The following is a 19,164-nucleotide window of genomic DNA, read 5'->3' on the forward strand; positions in this document are numbered from 1 at the left end:
TATGTAGAAACGAGGAGCAATTCCCTTCGCTTCATAAAACTGCTCAACCTGCTCGCGGGCGGCGCCATGGTCTTCAGGGACCTTCAGCACCCAAGCATGGTTTGCATCCCAATGCGAGGGATTGTTCTCATTCCAGTATAAATAACCCCAGTCCTGCTCCTTGGTGTTCGCAAATGAACGCTTGTACGCATGCTCCATTTCCATGATGATGGCGGTATCCACGACCGACACTCTCGACTTGGTTTTCAAAATGTGAAAATCTGCACCGTTTCACGGTTGTTTGCAGCTCGCACACAGGGTCACCCATGACGCCATCCATCAGGCCCGGGTTTTACGATCCGGTGACCATAACCGGTCCTTCACCGCTGAAAGTTGTATGCCCGCTCCACTTTGCAAACCCGGACCGCGAAACATTCATACCACTATGGCACGCATATGTCTCCTAAATGGGCAGATTCCCCGGCTGCACATCCGACTTTCCGGACAAACCGGACACGGTCTCCACCTCGGCCGTCGTAATCCGTTGTAACCTGGACCCCGTCTACTTCGGCGTCGCCTGGTTCTATCTCAAATCCCATGGCCGTGTGAAACGCGATGGAAGATTGGTTTGCTGGAGATGTGATGCATCGCACCTCTCGGCAACCACGCTCCCGCACGACTGCAAAAAACCTGTCGTAGAGTTGACAAGCCAACCCGCGCTGGCGAAACTCGGGATGGACACCGACAAAATGTATGTACGCCTGCTCAGGTTGGGATTGGGACACAAAGCCAACCAAGAACGCGATAATCCGACCGTTTTCCTCCACGACAAAACTCGTATCCTGAAAGTGTTGGAAGAAGAGTCTGGGAAGCATATCGGCCATACGCCGGCCTCCCCACCAATGATCGATCACGCTGATGATGGGCCCGTAGTCCTGTTCGCGGATGTTGCGCAATTGCACACGAATCCCTCTTCCTGCACGTGTATTCAAAACTCACTGAACGCGTTGCGCCGTCTATAAATTCTATCATGGCCTCCTGTTTCCCTCCCACGCCGTTGCACCCCCAATGTCGCGTCTTGGACCAGTTCCATCCCTACACCATGTCGACCGACATGGCTGGTTACCTGCTCTGGACCGCGCGGCCGCATGCCCCAAACGGGATCGCGAAAAGGCCCCGGCCATTCCTCACATCTTGTGGACGGATTGCGGAATTTTGCGCTCATATTCCTCCATCGTTTCGGCCGCACGCATTTGGCGATATAGTGATGGAGAGGTGAGAAGCATGGACGAGTCGCTCTGGCGGGCGATTGTGCGGTGTGAACCCACGTTCGACGGGCAATTTTTCTACGGTGTGGTCACAACCCGGGTCTTTTGCCGGCCATCCTGCCGATCGCGCACGCCGCGTCCGGAAAATGTCCGCATTTTTACAAGCGTCGACGATGCCATCGCGGCTGGGTTCCGCCCCTGCAAGCGTTGCCGCCCAGATGAGGACCCGCTTGGCCCCGACGAGGCGTTGGTCGAGTGCGCGAAAAGGGTCATGGACCGACTCTACTCTGCTCCGCTGAAGCTGGGCGACATCGCGCGCGAACTCGCCGTCAGCCCATACCATTTGCACCGGGTGTTTCGTCGGGTGGCTGGAACGCCCCCGGCAGCATACCTCCTCCAGACCCGGGTGGAGGCCGCAAAAAAGGCACTTGCGACGGAATGCGGTCGCCCTATCACGGATATCGCTCTGGCGGTGGGATTTCGGAGTTCTTCACACTTCTCAACCACCTTTCGGCGAATCGTCGGGTGCAGTCCTAGCCGCTACCGAGCTCTCCATGTGAGAAGTCAGGCGGAACAGGAGGTCGCGCGATGAACCTTCTATCGAACGTGGTGTATTGGGACACGCTGCAGCACCGTGACTGGACCTTTCACCTGGCAGCCACAGAGAAAGGATTGTGCCGCATCACATTGCCCAACGAAACGTTGGCCACTTTGAAACGTTGGTTGACAACGCATGTTCCGGATGCGGCCTTGGTGCATGACGAGAGGAAATTGGCAACCTATCGGACGCAGATTGAGCAGTATTTGACGGGCCGCAGGCAGAAGTTCTCCTTCCCGCTGGTTCTCACAGGCACGCCGTTTCAGGTGCAAGTCTGGCGTGCACTGTTGGCCATTCCGTTTGGGACCACGTGGAGCTATTCCGAGCTGGCTGTCAAGATTGGGCGGCCCACCGCCGTGCGGGCCGTGGCAGCGGCAAACAGGGCCAATCCCATCCCCATCGTCATCCCCTGCCACCGGGTCATTGGCAAGAACGGATCGCTCACCGGCTACCGGGGTGGGACGGACATGAAAGCCAAGTTGCTGCGGTTGGAAAGCATCACGCCTGTCGGTGAAGGTGGATCAGCCTGCGACTGAATGTGTCGGCGGCCTTGGCCCCGTATGTATATTTACCCGGCAGGCCCTCATTCTGGTGTTGTCTGCACCCGATTGCGGTGCCTGAATCCATCATTCCGAAAAGTACATTGTGCAGGCCCCATGCACACACCGAGCTCATGCTCCGGCGCCACGACCTCGACCTTGATTCGGTCTGGATCCTCGAAAAATACCGCATAATGATTCGTCCCTCCCGCGTAGGGATGACGATCCTCATACAAGATGCGTACCCCACGTGCCCGGAGATCATGCGTGATTTGGTCAACCTGGGCACGGGATGCGGCATGAAACGCCAGGTGATTCAGCCCTACACGGCGCCGATGGAAAGATGGCTCCTTGTATGGGTCCGCGACTTGAACAAACACGAGATAAGTCTCGCCCAATCGCCAGCTCCGCCCACCTTCCCATACCTGATAGGGTTGGTATCCAAGAAGGCCGAGAAACCATCCCCAAAATTCAGCCGAGCACTCGAGATTGGACACATTGATTTCCACGTGATGCAACAGGCCACCGTAGTCTATGGGCGATATGACGCGTCCTGCCGGAGATGAATGCGAAAGTGAGGCGAGGTGCTGCCATTCTTCACGGAGTATTCCCATGCGAATGGAATCATAATAATGACCGTTGTAATACCTGCACTTGCGCAAACGCCCTTCCAGTTTCATGCCGAGTTTCTCCGCGCACCGCATCATTCGTTGATTGCCCGACCACGTAGTCAGCCCAATCCTCGGCAGCGACGGCATCGACTCAAACAGGTAATCTATCCACAGCCGAAGCGCCCGTGTGCCAATACCTCCGTTCCAATAGGCCGAATCGTAAATGACAATCCCCACTTCCAGCCAGTTCGACGGCTTGTGCTCCCAATAATAAGAAACCGTGCCGACCAACTTGCCGGATACGGTGAGGGCGCACCGTGACGGCACCACGTCGTCACTGAGCACCTGCTGTCTAAGCTCGTCACAAAACGGCTCCAAATCTTGATGTTCAAGGGGAAAATACGGCGCATCCCACTTTTTCCATTGCGGATCCGGTTCTCCGTATATGAACCGCCATAAGGTCTCGAAGTCACGGTCTTCAAGCGAGCGGATCGTGATATCTCCGTCGGCCAAGTACGTTGTCGTCCGCCTTGCGTGGCCGGTCACGACGAATTCCCCCTCTTGCGTTGAAAGTTTGTTGGCTGATAGGACCTTCCTTCTCTTTCATTCTTCAAGCCTCTGCGAGAGGCCACCCAGCCCATCAGCCCCAGAACTACAGGATACATGCATGCCCATCCACTGAATGGATACAATCCCGCGCTACTCACAAGTGCAATCCCTGCCATGACCCTTGCGCCAGGCTGGGAGCGACCTAACAGTCGCAACGCGGACGCCATGGAAATCATGTACAGAGCCAAAAATGTGACGCTCGGCCACGGGAGGAGCGCACCCACGCCCGCATGACAAGCCGTATAGATCGTCAGCACTACGGCAAAGTCAACACCCAGAGCGTACAGAACGATGGCAGGTGTGTGGAACCGAGGATGCAGCCGAGCACAGATGGAAGGAAACACTCCATCTCGCGCCTGACTGTATACCATTCGGGAAAAGCCGCCCACATTGCCGTGGATAGCCACCATCGTGATCAGGAGCGCCGCCACCCCAGTCACGACGCTGCCGAATTGTCCCAATCCCACCGCCACCAGTTGGCTCAGCGGGGCGGCCATGTCTTCTGTTCCGTATGCGTGCGTACCAATCGTCACGACGGACAAGGCCACATACAACCCGGCCACCAGAAGCGGCGCTGTCATGAATGTCCGTCGCAAGTCTCGTTCGGGGTTTCGAAACTCCTCAGCCAAGTGGACAATCATCTCCCATCCCACGTAACACCAGAAGATCTCCACCGCGGACGAGAATATCGGTCGAACGCCGTGGGGAGCCAGCGGATGAAAGTTGGCCGCTTTTGCGTGCGGAGCCGCTGCCAGAATGGCCGTGAGCATCAACAAGACAATCATCCCAAGAAACATCACTTGTGTCCATGCTGCCAACTCAATTCCCCTCCGATGCAAGTACAAGGAAGCCCCTAGCATGAGAGCGGCCAAAGCGGGTGTGGCCCCTTCAGGAAATCCGCAGACCTCGGCTACGTAATCAGCCCCGACCAAAGCAATGATAGGCACGCCAATCGGGATGGTCCCCAGGCATAGCCAGGCTGTGATTCGGCCTGTTGTAGGTCCGAATGCCAAACGGGCATACTCGACCATTCCGCCGGCATGGGGATATTTCGCTCCCAAGGTCCCGACTACCCAGGCGACAGGAAAGGAGAGAAGAGAAACAAAAACCCATGCCAAGATGGACGCCGGACCGGCTTGTCGTGCGGTCATGGCCGGCAAGATGAGAACACCAGAGCCCAGCACGGCTCCAACCGCAAGGGCGCTGCCCTGCACCCACGTGAGACGCCTTCGAAGCAGCTGCGAATCGCTCATGGAATGCCTCCTATCGTCTGTCTTCCCTATCCACCTTAGCGTCGTGGTATTATCTTGTCATACGATAGTTCAGATACGGTTTATCGATTGGATCGATAGGAGTGATTCCCATGGAACTTAGGCATCTTCGGACGTTCAAGATCCTGGCGGAAGAGCTGAGTTACACGCGGACGGCGGAACGACTGAGCTACGCTCAATCCAGCGTGACAACTCAGATCCAGACTTTGGAACACGAATTTGGGGTGCAGCTCATCGAGCGGATCGGCAAGCGTATTCGCCTTACGGAGGCGGGAGTGCGTCTGTTGAAGTACGCCGATGACATCTTGCGACTGACCGAAGAGGCATACAGAGCCGTCCCGGGAAATCCAGAGCCACGAGGTACGCTCACCATTGGGGCAGTCGAGAGCCTATGCACCTATCGGCTGGCACCGGTATTCATGGCGTTTCGGGCTCGCTACCCGCAAGTGGAGCTCGTGTTTCGTACCAGCATCTGTGCCGACCTGCGCAAACAGGTGGCTCAGGGGCATTTAGACCTCGCATTTACGTTGGAAGAATGTTGCCGTGACGATAGGCTTAGCTTTGAGACACTGAGATCGGAACCGATGCTCGTCCTGGTCTGCCCCCATCACCGCCTCGCTGAGAAACAGGGCGTGGAACCTCATGACCTTGACGGTGAGACCATCCTGGTGACGGAACCAGGCTGCAGCTACCGCACGATGTGGGAGCAGGCGTTGTCTACGGCCGGATCCGTCAATCCCAAAATTGAATTTGCCAGCATAGAGGCGATAAAGCAGTTTACCATGGCGGGCCTCGGGGTGACGCTGTTACCCGAGATGGCCGTGAAAGCAGAGATGGAAAGCGGCCTGTTGCAGCCGCTTACGTGGAACGGTCCCCAATTTGCTGTGGTGACCCAAATGTGCTGGCGAAGGAACAAGTGGTTGACGCCTGCGCAAAGAGCTTTCATGGATTTGACCAAGGAACTGCTGCTTGATACGTACAAATCAGCTGATGAAAGCCATGAAACGGTACTGGACCGCTGAGCCACGTGACAAACTGATGAGCCGGTGATGAGTGCTGATGCCGGGATCTGCTATAGCCTAGCCCTATACCTCTAGGAATCGACCGTCCAGCTTGCCAAGGTAACACGGACAGGGTGTACCCACCCACTTATGCATCATCGTAAATCCCTGGAAGTGATTCCAGTTCGTGTTGCCTGTCTCGGTATTCTTGTTCCAAAATCGACATCACGACAAGAGATTCGTAACCGTGCGCTCCTCGAAGACACTCTCTGAGGACACCCTCCACTACGAACCCCAACGCGCGATACACATGCTGCGCCCGAATGTTATGTTCCTTGACATCCAACCACAGACGATGGGCTCCCAATTCCATGAAAGCCCACCTTTGCACGAGTCGAATCGCCTCGGATCCATAACCAAAACCCTTCTCGGCTATGACGATTCGCACCAATTCGACACTGCGGTTCTCGTTCTGTACCCCTGCTAAGATCATGTACCCAATCCGTCCATGGTCATCAGTTGTCTCAATCACAAGATGTGCCATATCTGCATCTGCCAGGACCCTTTCGTGCTCGGCCCTGGACCAGGGTATAATGAAACGAGCGTTGTCTTCGTCACTCTCCAGTCGCAAGACGAAATCGAGGTCTTGCGGTTTTGTATTCCGTATGGTTATAACTTCAGATTGCAGGAAAACAGCCACTGAACATCCCTCGCAAATTATTCCTCTTCTTGTGACACCGATATCCCGTTGCGAATGAACAGCGCTGCAGTCACGCCCACACCGTCCTTTGTCTTGCCGGAAAAGGATCCGTCGTAGATTCGCGTGCTCCCGCAAGACGGACTCTTCGCTTTCAGGACTGCTTCTTTGGCCTGCACCATTTGCGCAATCCGCAGCGCTTCCCGCGCCCCTCGAATGAATTCATCTGTGACATCGTTTCCCTGAGAGTCCATCACCTTGGCTCGTCCGTCGAGAACGTCGAATCCATCTCCGCCCACAATTTCCGCCGGATTTCTCGGAGTCGGCAAACCGCCCATTTGCTCTGGGCAAACGGGAATGGCGTCACCTGATTGGACCCATGCCTCAATATCCTGCCTTGTGGCTGCCCTGTGATCATACCGGCATTTGCATCCCGCCAGACATGCACTGACCACTTTCATGAATTGATCCTCTCCCGCTCACCATTTACCTCAACTTCTTTTCCAAGATGATCTTCGGTTCCCCCTTCTCGTCCGTATATGTCCCAACGATGTCGAACCCATGACGCAGATTGAGAATCAGCATATCTCGCCACTTGTTTTTGGTTTGCGTTCGAATGACCCTGTATCCTCGCTCGCGGCACCACTCATGCTGTCTGCGCATCAATTCCGATGCAATGCCCCGCCCACGGTATTCTGGATAGACACCACCGAGCCAACTGTAAAACCGTTGCGTCCGATCTTCATATCCGACTTTGTAACCTACAACTTCACCTTGGTTTACGGCTAAAAGAATGAGAAACCGTGATTTCCTTTGCAGCTCCATGGAAATGGTGTCTGAATCTTGCTCTGTGAAAATGCTGTCGTGCAGACGACACATGCCACTGTCATACGGTTTGCCCGGGTACTTTTCGAAGCTTACATATTCGACCATTTATCTCCTCACCCTTCCCAACACGAACTCGCAATCAGCATCGGCCAACTCGGCGGCATCTTTCCCGACATGATTTTGAAACGCTGTTACGAGTAGATACCCATAGACATACCCGGTTCTTGGCGGCATCCCGGACATCGGGATCTTCTCAGGGTGACGTGAGAAAAGAGCAGACATGGCGTCGTTGTCACCTGGATCAATCGTCTGTATCCATGTGCTTATCTCGTCCATATGCGATTGAACCCAGGACACCGTGTGGTAAGGAACAAAACAATACTCGTTAACGGGACGGCCTGGTTGAACCTCCTCAGAAAAACGGATCGCCAGTCCTTCTGTGACACAACGTTCATGAACGCCAGAATCAAAAATGTTTTGGGGAAGTGAACTTTGCCGCTTCCAGTGATGCACCTCATGAGCCAACAACAATTCAATTTCCTTGAAATCCCCATTTGTCGCTTCTAAACAAAGCACCGTCACTGGGCAACCTTCGAAGTCTGTGGCGTAAATGTTGGTACAATCAAGACCAACAATGACGTACACCTCTTGACCGTCCGCTTCATACTCAAGGCGCTTGAGTAGTTAGTCGGTCATAGAAACGATGGTGGACTCGAATCTACCTCGGTCGTCCAGAGCCTCACATAAGCGGAAAAATATCCCCCACTCGAAAAGTAGACAATGTCAGTACAAACGTTTCGTATAACTCTCCGCCAGCGAATCAGCCACCTTGTCAACGTTCATTCCTGGCAACCTAGCGTGATCCGCCAATATTTTGGCCGGACTCGGCAATTTTCTGAACTGGGCCATGAGTCTGGCTGCCAAGCGAATCCATTCGACGATTCCCGGGTCGCTCTGGAATGACAAGATGCTTGTCATCAATCACGTACACAAATACGGATGCGTCGCCTCGAAGAAACACGTCGCATTCACCATACCTATGTGCTGATCCCCTGATACTGGGCAGTCCGACCAAGTTTCGCGTATAATGCTGTAAATGTTGTGATGCTCCCACACCCCGTCGTTCTTGTTGATCTTCAGTTCGCAAATCCTTCATATCAAAGACCGACCTTAGATGGTACACACCCTAGCGTTTTTGCGCTGCCACAAACCACAACCGCAAATCTTCGACATCGCCGCCTGGGTCGGATTCGGTTTGAACGTGAAGCTCGCACTCCAAAATTTTGTAATCGGCCTCCAACATCGACTGAATCTCATTCTCATCGAAGAAGTGCAGAGGCTTCCCTGCGTGTTTCTCGAACGTGTTCGGTTCCATTTCCACACCGATTCCATAATTGTTTGTGTCATGTACCGATATACAGGAGAAGGTGAGGATGCCGCCAGGTTTCAGCACGGCGGTCATGCGGCGCAGAAGTTGCTCTCGTTGCCGCGCCAGAAAGAGGTGTAGCACATTCGACAGATACACACCTTCAAACTGCCTTCCGACGAGAAAAGTTTCATCGAAAATATCACCCACCGTATATTCGATATCGGCTGACCGCTCCCTGGCTTGTTCCATGGCCAGCTGTATGGCGACGTCGGAAACGTCAAACGCAGTTACCTGCAGACCCTGGCCTGCCAGGAACACACTGTTCCGCCCGTATCCGCATCCGGGCACCAGTACGCTTTTCACGCCCACTCGCCGGAAATGCTCACTCGCCATGATGGCGGACGGGCAGGGCGAGTCGCCCCAAATCCGCCCGCGGCTATATCTGTTGTCCCAGTATGATTTTACCCTCATTTTTTGATTATCCATAAATTTCATTGCTCCTTCTTCTTACGATGTGCATAAATATAAATACGAGTATTCACATCAAATTTGTCGACTGGACTGCCAGAGACACCGCAACCCTTGTTGTAGTGTTTCTTTTTTGTACACCATCGCGAGACGAGGTGTCATTCCTAATGCGTAGATATTTCAAGGTCAGATCCATGAAGCCAGGACTAGTTGTCAGTGCCATGACAACGACATCGCTTTTGTTCAGCGCAGCGCTGCCTGTTCAAGCGGACACAGTTCGGTATGCAAACAACAAACATTGGGTGGGAACATGGTCTGCCAGCCCACAAGCCCCGTCGAGCAGTGGTATTTCTTACACGGGGTTCGATAACCAGACCATTCGAATCATTGTACACCCTCATGCGAACGGAAAAGCCATACGGCTTCGTTTCTCCAACACGTTTGGGAGCAATCCGCTCACCCTAAGCGATGTTTACGTTGGATACACGGGAACGGGGGCTCAAGTGATCCCTGGGACCAACCACAGAGTGACGTTTGGCGGTGCCCGCTCCGCAACGATTCCTGTGGGCCAAGAGTTACTGAGCGATCCCGTATCATTCCCGGTTACACATTACCATGATTTGACCATCAGCATCTATGTTACCGGACAGACCGGTCCGACGACCTGGCATCCCGATTCCCTCCAAACCAGCTATATTTCCAGCACAGGCAATTATGCGTCGGAAAGCAGCGGCCAGGCCTTCTCCGGCCAAGTCAACTCCTGGTTTTGGCTAGACGGCGTAGATGTCCAAAATCCGTCGGAGCGTGGGGCCATCGTCTTACTGGGTGCCTCCGCCGCCAACGGCACGGGTTCCACTGTAAACGCAAACCACCGTGTCTCCGATTACCTGGCAGATAGAATCAATCGAGAACCCGTAGGGCTGAGGAAATCCGTTTTGAACGAAGGGATCCCTGGAAACCAATTGCTCAGTGACACGGCCGGAAGCGGCCAGAGTGCGCTGAACCGCCTGGAACGGGATGTCTTGGATCAAACGAAGGTGACAGACGTCATCCTGTTCGAGGCGAATAATGACATCCAAGCGCATAAAAGTGCCGCTCAAATCATCGATGCTTATAAGCAGATTATCCAACAATGCCATCAACGAGGCATCAAGGTTTTTGGGGCAACCCTACAACCTTTTGAGGGATCTGGGTTTTACAGTCCAACCAATGAAAGCACGCGGGAAGCCGTGAATGATTGGATTCGTACGAGCGGTGCGTTTGACGGTGTAATCGATTGGGATAAAGCCGTACAGGATCCGCAAGACCCACAGCGTCTCTTGCCTGCTTACGACTCCGGAGACCATCTTCATCCGAACGACGCGGGATACGAAGCTATGGCCAACGCTGTTAACCTGTCGCTCTTCCATCATAGATAACGTTGTGGCTTCATACGCTCGGCCCGACCCCGTCTCAGGCTGGTCGGGCCCTAGATTCAGCTCGGGGCGCGCGATGCACGCGGTCGCCCATCCTGTCGCACACCTTATTGAACAATCACATTGTCAATCAGGCCATAGGCTTTCGCTTCCTCCGCACTCATGAACCGATCCCGGTCCGTATCCGCCGCTATCCGTTGCACCGTCTGTCCCGTGTGCTTGGCCAAAATTTGATTGACTTTCTCGCGCGTTTTCAGCATCCAATCCGCATGAATCTTAATGTCCGATGCCTGACCGCTCGCTCCACCAAGCGGCTGATGAATCATGACCTCGCTGTTCGCAAGCGCAAATCGTTTGCCCTTGGCGCCTGCCGTAAGCAGAACCGCACCGAAGCTGGCGGCCATCCCCACACAAATGGTCCAAACGTCCGGCTTGATGTGCTGCATGGTATCGTAGATGGCGAACCCGGCCGTGACCGAACCACCCGGGCTGTGGATGTACATGTGAATGTCTTTGCTCGGATCATCCGCTGCGAGGAACAGCAATTGCGCCACGACCGAGTTGGCCAGCTGATCATCAATGGCGGAACCCACGAATACAATCCGATCCTTCAACAGACGTGAGTAGATGTCATAACTCCGTTCACCTCGGCTGGTTTGTTCCACCACGTAGGGAATCAATCCCATAGAGCATGCCTCCTTTGGACTGGTCCATTACGCCGCCAAGACGGACATCGGGATCAGACCGTTTGAAGTACTCGAAACCGCCGGCCTCCGGGCGGATATCAACACCTTGCTCGTCGCCGGCACCGGATCGAACGCGTCACCTAGGCACAGCTGGATGAGCGCTGCAGTGTCCGCCGCATGAAACGCCGCAACATACGCTTGCAGAACCTCTTTCTGCACATCGTGGTCTGTTGCAGGTTGCATCTTCGTCACCGAAGCCAATCGCCGTTTCGCCCGGTGCAGCATCGCTTTCACAGCGCCCCGGGTCATGCCGAGCAGTTCCGCAGCTTCCCTGTCCGCATATTGAAAAACGGTGCACAGGAGAAATACGGCTCGTTGCTTGGGAGTCAGCCTCTGTATCAGCACTTGCAAGGCCGCTTCCACTCCCACATGCTCCTCCGGCGGCATGGATCCGCACAGGGCTGACAGTTGCGCGGGATCGAGCGGGTGACATTTTCTCTGTTTGCGAACGTGGTCAATCCAGGTATTTTTCGCGATCCGGCGCAACAGCGCCAACATGTTTGGATGCGACTTCCCCTGGAGAACTGGGAGCGCTTTGAGCAACGTGGCCTGCGCTACGTCTTCGGCCTCCTGACGGGAACCGCTCAGGCACTCGCAATAGCGGAGCAAGTGGTCACGCACAGCCGACAAGTCTCCACAGACACTCGACTCCGGTTGTCCAGACGAGGACATCGGGACATGGTTCTTCACTTCATCGCCCTCCCTTCCGCTGACATTTAATAAACGATGGAGAGGGCCAAAAGGATACGCGTGTATGCAAGTGTGAAACGATCCTCATCGTTGATGCTGGAGGAAGAAACCACGATAATGATGGGTGATAGGCAAAGCTGAATGGTCCCTGCCGCGCCAAGCCATATGTGCACCGCCACGGCATGAGTCGCGACTGACGGCGAATTCTACCGAGACAACATGGAGGTCACATGAGTACGACATCCCGCTTGGCTCTCGTTCGAACGGACAGGCTCATCCTTCGCATGCCGCGTCCCGGCGATGCAGCGTCTGTGTTCGTCATTCACGGCGATCCGGTCACCAATCGACACAACCCTGCCGGCCCGATGACGGACATGGCGGAAGCCCAAGAATGCATCTCTCAGTGGATAGACGATTGGTCGGTCAATGGAATCGGCTATTGGTGCGTATCCACACTGCGCAACCCACGGGTCATCGGCGTCGGAGGAGTCCGCGTGATGAAATGGTCCGGGCGATCCGTATTGAACCTGTATTATCGATTTGCACCCGATGCTTGGGGCAAGGGGCATGCGACCGAAGTAGCCAGGGAGGCCATCAGACTCGCCGACATTCACCTGCCGGACTTACCGGTTGTCGTACGCACACGCCCGACCAACCTACCAGCGCTGCAGGTGGCAGAACGGGTTGGACTCCCTCGACGCCCAGATCTAGATACCGACGAGCATGTGGTCTATGCCTCGTGGTGGTGATCTACGCAAATCCGACGGCAACCTATGAAAGAAAGGGGGACACATGTTCATTTTCGGGTGTGAATCCGAACTTCTTCACAAAGCGATATCCTGTGATCTCATACCCGAGAGCCTTGTAAAAGTGATGGGCCTCTTCTTCCCGGCCAAAGCCGCTTACCAACCAAGTCCCGATACAGCCCTGATCCCGAGCGAGCTTCTCCGCAAAGTCCATCAAAAACCGACCTACCCCTTGGCGTCTTGCCCCTTGGTCCACTACAATCAGAGATACCTCGCCATAGCGACTTGACTCCTCCAAATTCTCACGAATACGGAACCCGAGCAGACCCAATACCTTTTGGTCCTCGTGACAAACGTATAAAGAATCGAAAGCGCTGTTCGATACGAACTCTATGCGTTCCTCCATCGTCTGCGCAGACACTTCATGATTTGCAGATAGCCTCGCTGTCTAACCCATTTAACCCTTTCACGCCCACACCTTCATCCGCCCCGCCAGCGTCCCCGTGTGCAACTCCAGCTGCGTGCCATCGGGATCGAGAAAATTCACGGTCCATCCCCCGCCACGCTCCACCGGTCCCCGGACAATCGGAACGTTGGCTCTTCGCAACATCTCCACCGCTTCATGAAAGGCCACTGGCTGAATGTAAAAAGCCACATGATCGACGCCAAGCTGCGACCGCTGGGACGCAAGTTCCGGCCGCTCCTGCAGACAGACCCACGCGGTCCCCCACTCCAGATAAGCGTCCCGTCGCCCCCGGTGCACCAATCGCATCTCCAATTGACCCACGTAAAAATCGAGCGACTTGTTCAAATCCGACACATTGACGGTGACGTGGCTGAAGTCTCGAGTGCGAGGGATAGTCCCCCAATCCGACGCTAGAACCGCTACAGCTTCTGGAACTTTTTGCACATCCCAGACCGGCAGAATAAAGGGCGGTGTCACAACCGGTGCAGAAAAATTTTGCCGCACACAGACCTCAGGATTCTGTAACCAGATGGCGTGTATTCCACTTCGGTTGGCACCCAGGATGTCCGAGTCCCAAGTGTTCCCTACCATCACCGCCTCGTCCGGGGTAATGCTCAGCGTCTCCAGGACCCTTTGAAACACGACCGGATCTGGCTTGCCGGGAATGGACGGATCGAGCTCGGAGGCCGTGGCATGGATGGAGTCAAAGTACGGCTCGATGCCCAGCCTCTTGAGCATGCGCCGGGCGCTGTCGCTGTCGCTCACCGCCGTGTTGCTGAGGACCGCCTAGCGATAGCCTTGCTCTTGAAGCGTCCGAAGCACCTCAGGAACCCCCGGACGCAGACTGATTTCTGGATACTCGTGCAGAGGCTTCTTGTCCTGCCCATCCGGAGGCGGTGTGGTCAGTGTGTCGCCGAGATCCCAAATGACCAATCGCAGCACAGGCAGCCCCCCTCCTTCAATTCTTGGATCCGCACAAATCTATGCAACGACTGCCACTGGTATTATTCGACTCATACAGCTTCGGTCCTGCCCGTTCTGTGTTTGCGCCTTTCCTGCCTGGTCCTCCACAGCAGGTACCCGATGCACAATGCCGCCACCACCAACGGGATCTGGATGAATGTCCCAACAAACGGGTACGCGATCAAGCAGAGGGCGCAAGCGACGCCCGCGCACACCTTGCCAATCCACGCTCGGAGCAAGCGCACCCCGGCCGCCGTGCCGAGAATGTATGTGGCAATGCCAAGCGAATTCGGGATGTACACCAGCTGACTCATGCTCAGGTTGAACACATAGGTGACGACGAGCCCAACCCCAGCCAGCGCACCCACCAACAGTACCGCCCTTTGCGGCGTGGACCTTTGTTCGTTGACGTGATCGAACCAAGCCGGAGCCAACCCTTCATGCGACAACGAATAGGCCAGGCGGCTGATACTGGCGACAAACGCGTTCGTGGTGCCCAGACAGATGACAAGTGCAAGTACGGCCGTCACTACAGCTCCACTTCCCCCAATGGTGTTCGCCAGGACCTCGGCCAAGGAAGCATTGTTCATCGCCTGCGCCATCGATTGGTGTCCGGTGGCATACGAGTGCGTGCCAATCACCGCCAATGCGATCCCGAAATACAGCACGCCTACAATCACCACTGCACCCCACGTGGCGCGCGTCACATCCCGTTCAGAATGATGAAACTCGGGTGCCAGGCTCGCAATCGCCTCCCATCCAAAAAACGACCAGAAGATAAGCATAGCCGCCCTGCCGATGGATTGGAGCGCGGACCCCGAAGCGTGCGTGGAGAAGGCACTGGCGTGCATGGACGGAATGGCCAACACAATGGTGGCCAGCAGCACCACGACGATGAGCCCGCTCGTACTTAGCTGCACCTTCCCGCTCGTCCGTAGTCCAAGAAAGTTGCCGATGACGGCCCCAAGGAGCACCACTGCCGCAATGAGGAAAGCCACCAGACTTGGCAGATGAAAGGCATACGTCACGTAGACGCCCCCGGTCAATGGCACGATAAACTGTCCAGCGGAAGCCGCGATGAAGTAAAACCAACCGATGAGTGCCCCAGCGTGACGGCCAAAAGCCTTCTCGACAAATGTCGAGACCCCGCCAGCGCTGGGATACTCCCTCGCCAGAAACGCAAAGGTGTATGCAAGGGGAATGCTGAGCACAATCATTCCGCCCCAGGAAAACAAGGCATTCGCTCCCGCAATCCCGGCGGTCATGCCGGGCAGAATCAGGATGCCCGAGCCAATGACAGCACCGACATAGAGTGCAATCCCCTGCCACACCGAAATCGAGTTTTTCATTGTACTAGACATCGAACCTCCCGATACCCGTCAGCTTGGTGTTTGCGCACTTCTGTTCCGGTACGACGCGGTTGCATCCTTGATATACCACGTCTTGGTTCGAGCTGGCTTTCAGCATCTTGCTGTCAAATCCGCATCTTTCGTCCCAGGTTTCATCCTGTTGCAGGCCGAATCACCCTGAGATCCCCAGAAGAATAACGCCCAGCGTAATCACCCCCGCCGCGAGGATGCGGCGACGACCCTGGGCTTCTTTCAGCACCAAGATGCCAAGAACGGTTCCGAAGACGATCCCGATCTCGCGCATGGGCGCAAGCTGCGCCAGCGGAAGAATACGAAGTGCCACCAGAAACAACAGATATCCACCTGGAGACATGATGCCGCCAAGAAGGATGGTTCGCCAGTTGGCCTTCCACTCGGTCGTGACGGCGCCGGACTTGATCGCCATCCACGAGAGGGCTATGAGGTTCCCCAAGTTGCTTGCATCGTTCAGCGTGACAGCTGGAATGTAATGCAACGTGACTTTATCGAATGTGGTGTACATGGTGATGCAACATCCAACCGCCAGCGCAACCCATGTGGCCTGCTTAGCAAGTCGGGATCCATTCGTTCTACCAGCCACCCGCCACTGGCCCAGCATCCACATGCCGCCCACCACACAACCCACGCCCAGCCACCCCATACCCGACAATCGTTCCCCGAGAACGAACACCCCAATGAGCGGGACAAGCAGCGGACTGATGCCGCGCATCAGGGGATACACCTGGGACAAGTCACCGATGTGGTACGTTTGGGAGAGCAGAATCACATACAAGCCATGCAGTGCGGAGGTGATGCCGAGAAACAGCCAGCCCTTCCAAGGCACCGCGTGATGCCAAATGGCCCTAACGGCCCACGGAAGATAGACCACCACGGCCACCCACTGCAGGGACCAGAGGAACACGACCTTGTTGAGGCTCTGTTTGGCAAAGAGGTTCCAGACCGCATGCAGCAGCCCGGACGTGATGACAAAGAAAATCGCGACAGCCAACAAAATGAGTCCCCTCGCTTCACGGACCGAAACGGTGTGCACTGGACGAATACCAGGTCCTGGTGGAAACTGTTCAGGGTATATGGGCGCTACGGAATGGACGTTTCATGGCCGAGACCAATACTTCAACGCCTGGCATCCTTTCGGAGAAAGGGCGGCTGCACATGTGTGTCCACCAGTCTTCCGTAGGCACTGGGCTTGCGATAGGCATTCCCCCATGTCTCCCGCTCCCGGTATCTCCGCAGGGCGTCCAAATCAAACTCCGCAATCCACACGCCCTCCGACTCATCCGCCTCCACCACGGTGGAATCCGTCACTCGACCGTTCTCGGTGAACACGCAAGGATGGTACGCCGCGGACCGTCCCCATCCTGGTCCAACATAGTTGGCCATCGCCACGCCAACCATGTTTTCAAACGCCCGGACAGACAATTGACGCAACCGGACGTCGTTCATGTCACAAGCGTTCGGAACGAGAATGATCTCGGCCCCATTGAGCATCAGAATGCGTGCGCTTTCAGGAAATTCGCGGTCATAGCAGATCATGGCACCCACGGCAACCTTGCCGGCAGCGGTGTCGAGTTCGCAAACAGGAAATTCCTCCCCCGGCGTGATCAGCGCTTCCATGGAGAAGTCGCACGTATGTACTTTTGCGTACTTGTGCGCAGGCCTTCCATACCGGTCAATCAGGAGCATCGTATTGCGTGGAGCACCTGGCCAACGTTCCAGGTACGTGATCGCGATGGCCATCTCAAGCTCAGCAGCCAGATTGAAAAAATGTTGAACGTACGGGTGCTGCTCATCAACTGCCCGCGCCCTCCATGCTTGGCGCTCCGCCTCCTTGTCAGGTCGCCATGGGTCACGGTCCGCCTCGGGAAAAGGGAACGTATATCCGATATTCCACATCTCTGGGAAGAGTGCAATGTCTGCGCCGCGCTCCTTGGCTGTTCGGCATGCTAGCTCCGCCCGTTGAAGATTGGCGATCTCATCCAATGATTCGGGTTTTAGTTGGAGCAGAGCAATACGCAGGACAGCCATGAAATTTACCTCCACTTCGTTCCTAGAGTTCCTAGCATTAAAAACCGAGTGATTCGAACATGCGTCGACTTCGTTCGTTATAGCTCAAGACCTTATTTACAGTAAGTCCGTTCCACCAAGACCTCTGGCGTACTCAAGCAATAGAGAAATCACTCGCCTCCCGATCCCCTTACCACGATACATCGGAACTCCAATGACGATGAGGATCATGTCACGGCACAGGCTCACGTCGCCAATCGGCTTCCAGACATCATTTTGCTCGCAAATTTCAATCACATAAAGTTCACTATGTTGACTCAGATAGCGATACATACGTTCCACCGTTTTTCGGTCATACGGTCGTGTTTCATCCCCCTCTGAATACAAGAGAGTATCTGAATCCCGATACCAATCCACGGCACCATTCAAAGCTGATTGACGTCTGCCCATAGCCGCCCAGCGATTATATCGGCATTCGCGTCTCGTCAGATGTTCACCGAGACCGCCGATTCCTCGTTGTGCGGGCGTCCCTGGATCTTACCAAGATCGTGTCGATGGGTTTTGAAAAACGTATCCGTCGAAATAACCACGGTCATCCTCATAGGATACGTACTCCATCAGTTCAAGTGACTTATTCAACTGGATAAACTCACATTCCGCATAGCAGTAGTCCTTTGGGAAATTCCTTTCCGCGTGTTGCCGAGCATTGAACGAAGTCATGAGCAATATGCCATTTGGACGCAACATCCCGCACAGTTGTTGAAACGTATGCAACGATGGCTTGAAATGAATGACAATAATGTTGTCAAACCGCCCTAAATCAGAGAGTGTACCTTCTTCGTCTAAATCTCGCTGATAAGTCTGTACAAATAGGCCCTCTTGTGCAGCAAAATGTGCCAGACGCTTCAGGCCCTCGACAGAAAAATCAACGCCCGTCACCGCAAATCCCCTCTGGGCAAGATAAATTGAATGCCTGCCGTCTCCACACGCGACATCGAGTACCGATCCAGGACGTAAAAGGTGCTTCCGCTTTACGAGAAAGTCCTCCGGCTGAAGCACAACGGAACCTCTACAACTGTATTTTTCGTTCCACCTCTCCTCTGCTCGGTTCACTTTTCATTCACTCCCAAGATTCGCCTCAAACTGACCGTAAACCTCAATATTCAGCACCCTCTACTTTAAGTTTCCGACCCGTTCATCGATGCTGGTTGCACCCCACGCACCACTAGCTCCAGATGCGTTCCACACTGGATTTGTCCTCGGATATCGTGACAACGAATACGTCCGGATTGGTCAACCGTGACCGTTCTTCGAACCCAAATCGTCCATCAAAATGCTTCAATAACAAAGTCATCAAGTTGCCATGTGTGACAATAGCCACCCTCTCATAATTCTGGGATAAGACCTCGCTTACGCATTGAACCCCCCGGTCCATCGCCTCCCGGCTCGTCTCCCCTCCCACGAACGCCAAATCCAAATCCTCAAACGTCTGTCGAAGACATGATAGC

Annotated in this window: 23 protein-coding genes and 3 pseudogenes; 5 read left to right on the forward strand and 21 right to left on the reverse strand. The window is 54.9% G+C overall.

The genetic code is table 11. The annotated features are described in order from the left end of the window. Positions 1-222 (reverse strand): annotated as a pseudogene (locus ASH01S_RS15355) (GNAT family N-acetyltransferase); the annotation flags it as partial. Between the two features lie 200 nt (positions 223-422). Further along, a complete protein-coding gene (locus ASH01S_RS15360) occupies positions 423-941 on the reverse strand; it encodes a GNAT family N-acetyltransferase (RefSeq protein ID WP_067929327.1) in 519 nt (172 codons plus the stop codon). A 322-nt stretch (positions 942-1,263) separates the two neighbouring features. Between ASH01S_RS15360 and ASH01S_RS15365 the strand changes: the two genes are divergently transcribed. Continuing rightward, positions 1,264-1,839, forward strand: a complete 576-nt coding sequence (locus ASH01S_RS15365) for a bifunctional transcriptional activator/DNA repair enzyme AdaA (protein ID WP_067929328.1) — start codon at positions 1,264-1,266, stop codon at positions 1,837-1,839. After that, the gene (locus ASH01S_RS15370; protein ID WP_067929329.1) at positions 1,836-2,381 is read left to right on the forward strand and encodes a methylated-DNA--[protein]-cysteine S-methyltransferase; all 546 of its coding nucleotides are present in this window, start codon (positions 1,836-1,838) and stop codon (positions 2,379-2,381) included. Before ASH01S_RS15365 ends, ASH01S_RS15370 begins: the two co-directional genes overlap by 4 nt. A 47-nt stretch (positions 2,382-2,428) precedes the next feature. Here the strand turns inward: ASH01S_RS15370 and ASH01S_RS18055 are convergent, their stop codons facing one another. The 3 genes and pseudogenes from ASH01S_RS18055 to ASH01S_RS15380 form a co-directional block, all read right to left on the reverse strand. Next, complete coding sequence (locus ASH01S_RS18055; protein ID WP_373278588.1) at positions 2,429-2,893, reverse strand: VOC family protein; 465 nt, start codon at positions 2,891-2,893, stop codon at positions 2,429-2,431. Positions 2,894-2,965: 72 nt separating this feature from the next. Next, positions 2,966-3,508 (reverse strand): annotated as a pseudogene (locus tag ASH01S_RS18975) (GNAT family N-acetyltransferase); the annotation flags it as partial. Between the two features lie 29 nt (positions 3,509-3,537). Then, positions 3,538-4,857 carry an APC family permease gene (locus ASH01S_RS15380; protein WP_067929330.1) on the reverse strand — a complete coding sequence of 440 codons (1,320 nt, stop codon included), beginning with the start codon at positions 4,855-4,857 and terminating at the stop codon, positions 3,538-3,540. Between the two features lie 110 nt (positions 4,858-4,967). Between ASH01S_RS15380 and ASH01S_RS15385 the strand changes: the two genes are divergently transcribed. Then, on the forward strand, positions 4,968-5,897 hold the full coding sequence (locus tag ASH01S_RS15385) for a LysR family transcriptional regulator (RefSeq protein WP_067929331.1): 930 nt from the start codon (positions 4,968-4,970) through the stop codon (positions 5,895-5,897). A 127-nt stretch (positions 5,898-6,024) separates the two neighbouring features. On the opposite strand, the gene ASH01S_RS15390 is transcribed toward ASH01S_RS15385, so the two are convergent. The 5 genes from ASH01S_RS15390 to ASH01S_RS15410 all read right to left on the reverse strand — a co-directional run bounded on the left by ASH01S_RS15390 (position 6,025) and on the right by ASH01S_RS15410 (position 9,241). Then, positions 6,025-6,576 carry a GNAT family N-acetyltransferase gene (locus tag ASH01S_RS15390; RefSeq protein WP_067929332.1) on the reverse strand — a complete coding sequence of 184 codons (552 nt, stop codon included), beginning with the start codon at positions 6,574-6,576 and terminating at the stop codon, positions 6,025-6,027. Positions 6,577-6,593: 17 nt separating this feature from the next. Further along, on the reverse strand, positions 6,594-7,034 hold the full coding sequence (locus ASH01S_RS15395) for a 2-thiouracil desulfurase family protein (protein ID WP_067929333.1): 441 nt from the start codon (positions 7,032-7,034) through the stop codon (positions 6,594-6,596). A gap of 25 nt (positions 7,035-7,059) precedes the next feature. Continuing rightward, positions 7,060-7,506, reverse strand: coding sequence for a GNAT family N-acetyltransferase (locus ASH01S_RS15400; RefSeq protein ID WP_067929334.1), 447 nt, complete (start codon positions 7,504-7,506; stop codon positions 7,060-7,062). Further along, positions 7,507-8,046, reverse strand: coding sequence for a DUF2268 domain-containing putative Zn-dependent protease (locus ASH01S_RS15405; protein ID WP_067929335.1), 540 nt, complete (start codon positions 8,044-8,046; stop codon positions 7,507-7,509). A 541-nt stretch (positions 8,047-8,587) separates the two neighbouring features. Further along, the gene (locus tag ASH01S_RS15410) at positions 8,588-9,241 is read right to left on the reverse strand and encodes a class I SAM-dependent methyltransferase (RefSeq protein ID WP_169794255.1); all 654 of its coding nucleotides are present in this window, start codon (positions 9,239-9,241) and stop codon (positions 8,588-8,590) included. A 218-nt stretch (positions 9,242-9,459) separates the two neighbouring features. Here ASH01S_RS15410 and ASH01S_RS15415 point away from each other — a divergent pair, with 218 nt between their 5' ends. After that, positions 9,460-10,656, forward strand: coding sequence for an SGNH/GDSL hydrolase family protein (locus tag ASH01S_RS15415; protein WP_169794256.1), 1,197 nt, complete (start codon positions 9,460-9,462; stop codon positions 10,654-10,656). Between the two features lie 104 nt (positions 10,657-10,760). Here ASH01S_RS15415 and clpP read toward each other — a convergent pair whose 3' ends face one another. Together clpP and ASH01S_RS15425 are read right to left on the reverse strand one after the other, a co-directional pair. Next, positions 10,761-11,339 carry an ATP-dependent Clp endopeptidase proteolytic subunit ClpP gene (clpP, locus tag ASH01S_RS15420; protein ID WP_067929338.1) on the reverse strand — a complete coding sequence of 193 codons (579 nt, stop codon included), beginning with the start codon at positions 11,337-11,339 and terminating at the stop codon, positions 10,761-10,763. Positions 11,340-11,366: 27 nt separating this feature from the next. Further along, complete coding sequence (locus ASH01S_RS15425; protein ID WP_067929339.1) at positions 11,367-12,089, reverse strand: RNA polymerase sigma factor; 723 nt, start codon at positions 12,087-12,089, stop codon at positions 11,367-11,369. 230 nt (positions 12,090-12,319) lie between these two features. Between ASH01S_RS15425 and ASH01S_RS15430 the strand changes: the two genes are divergently transcribed. Next, on the forward strand, positions 12,320-12,838 hold the full coding sequence (locus tag ASH01S_RS15430; protein ID WP_067929340.1) for a GNAT family N-acetyltransferase: 519 nt from the start codon (positions 12,320-12,322) through the stop codon (positions 12,836-12,838). 22 nt (positions 12,839-12,860) lie between these two features. Here ASH01S_RS15430 and ASH01S_RS15435 read toward each other — a convergent pair whose 3' ends face one another. From ASH01S_RS15435 to ASH01S_RS15475, 9 genes and pseudogenes are all read right to left on the reverse strand, one after another. Then, positions 12,861-13,256, reverse strand: a complete 396-nt coding sequence (locus tag ASH01S_RS15435; RefSeq protein WP_373278587.1) for a GNAT family N-acetyltransferase — start codon at positions 13,254-13,256, stop codon at positions 12,861-12,863. Between the two features lie 45 nt (positions 13,257-13,301). Beyond that, positions 13,302-13,694 (reverse strand): VOC family protein, encoded by a 393-nt coding sequence (locus ASH01S_RS15440; protein WP_067929347.1) that lies wholly within the window; start codon positions 13,692-13,694, stop codon positions 13,302-13,304. A gap of 18 nt (positions 13,695-13,712) precedes the next feature. Next, positions 13,713-14,243, reverse strand: a pseudogene (locus ASH01S_RS15445) (HAD family hydrolase); the annotation flags it as partial. A 71-nt stretch (positions 14,244-14,314) separates the two neighbouring features. Then, positions 14,315-15,625 carry an APC family permease gene (locus tag ASH01S_RS15450; protein WP_067929341.1) on the reverse strand — a complete coding sequence of 437 codons (1,311 nt, stop codon included), beginning with the start codon at positions 15,623-15,625 and terminating at the stop codon, positions 14,315-14,317. A 160-nt stretch (positions 15,626-15,785) separates the two neighbouring features. After that, positions 15,786-16,640, reverse strand: coding sequence for a DMT family transporter (locus ASH01S_RS15455; RefSeq protein WP_157067174.1), 855 nt, complete (start codon positions 16,638-16,640; stop codon positions 15,786-15,788). Between the two features lie 125 nt (positions 16,641-16,765). After that, positions 16,766-17,677: a carbon-nitrogen hydrolase family protein gene (locus ASH01S_RS15460; protein WP_067929343.1), complete on the reverse strand. Its 912-nt coding sequence runs from the start codon at positions 17,675-17,677 to the stop codon at positions 16,766-16,768. A gap of 96 nt (positions 17,678-17,773) precedes the next feature. Then, on the reverse strand, positions 17,774-18,106 hold the full coding sequence (locus ASH01S_RS19730) for a GNAT family N-acetyltransferase (RefSeq protein WP_157067175.1): 333 nt from the start codon (positions 18,104-18,106) through the stop codon (positions 17,774-17,776). Between the two features lie 87 nt (positions 18,107-18,193). Continuing rightward, entirely contained in the window at positions 18,194-18,769 is a 576-nt protein-coding gene (locus ASH01S_RS15470; RefSeq protein ID WP_083517250.1) for a class I SAM-dependent methyltransferase, read from the reverse strand. Between the two features lie 112 nt (positions 18,770-18,881). Beyond that, positions 18,882-19,164, reverse strand: a 283-nt coding sequence (locus ASH01S_RS15475; protein ID WP_083517252.1) for a histidine phosphatase family protein, incomplete at its 5' end; no start/stop codon positions are given.

Origin of the sequence: Alicyclobacillus shizuokensis NBRC 103103, from assembly GCF_001552255.1 — a bacterium.
Classification (GTDB): domain Bacteria; phylum Bacillota; class Bacilli; order Alicyclobacillales; family Alicyclobacillaceae; genus Alicyclobacillus_G; species Alicyclobacillus_G shizuokensis.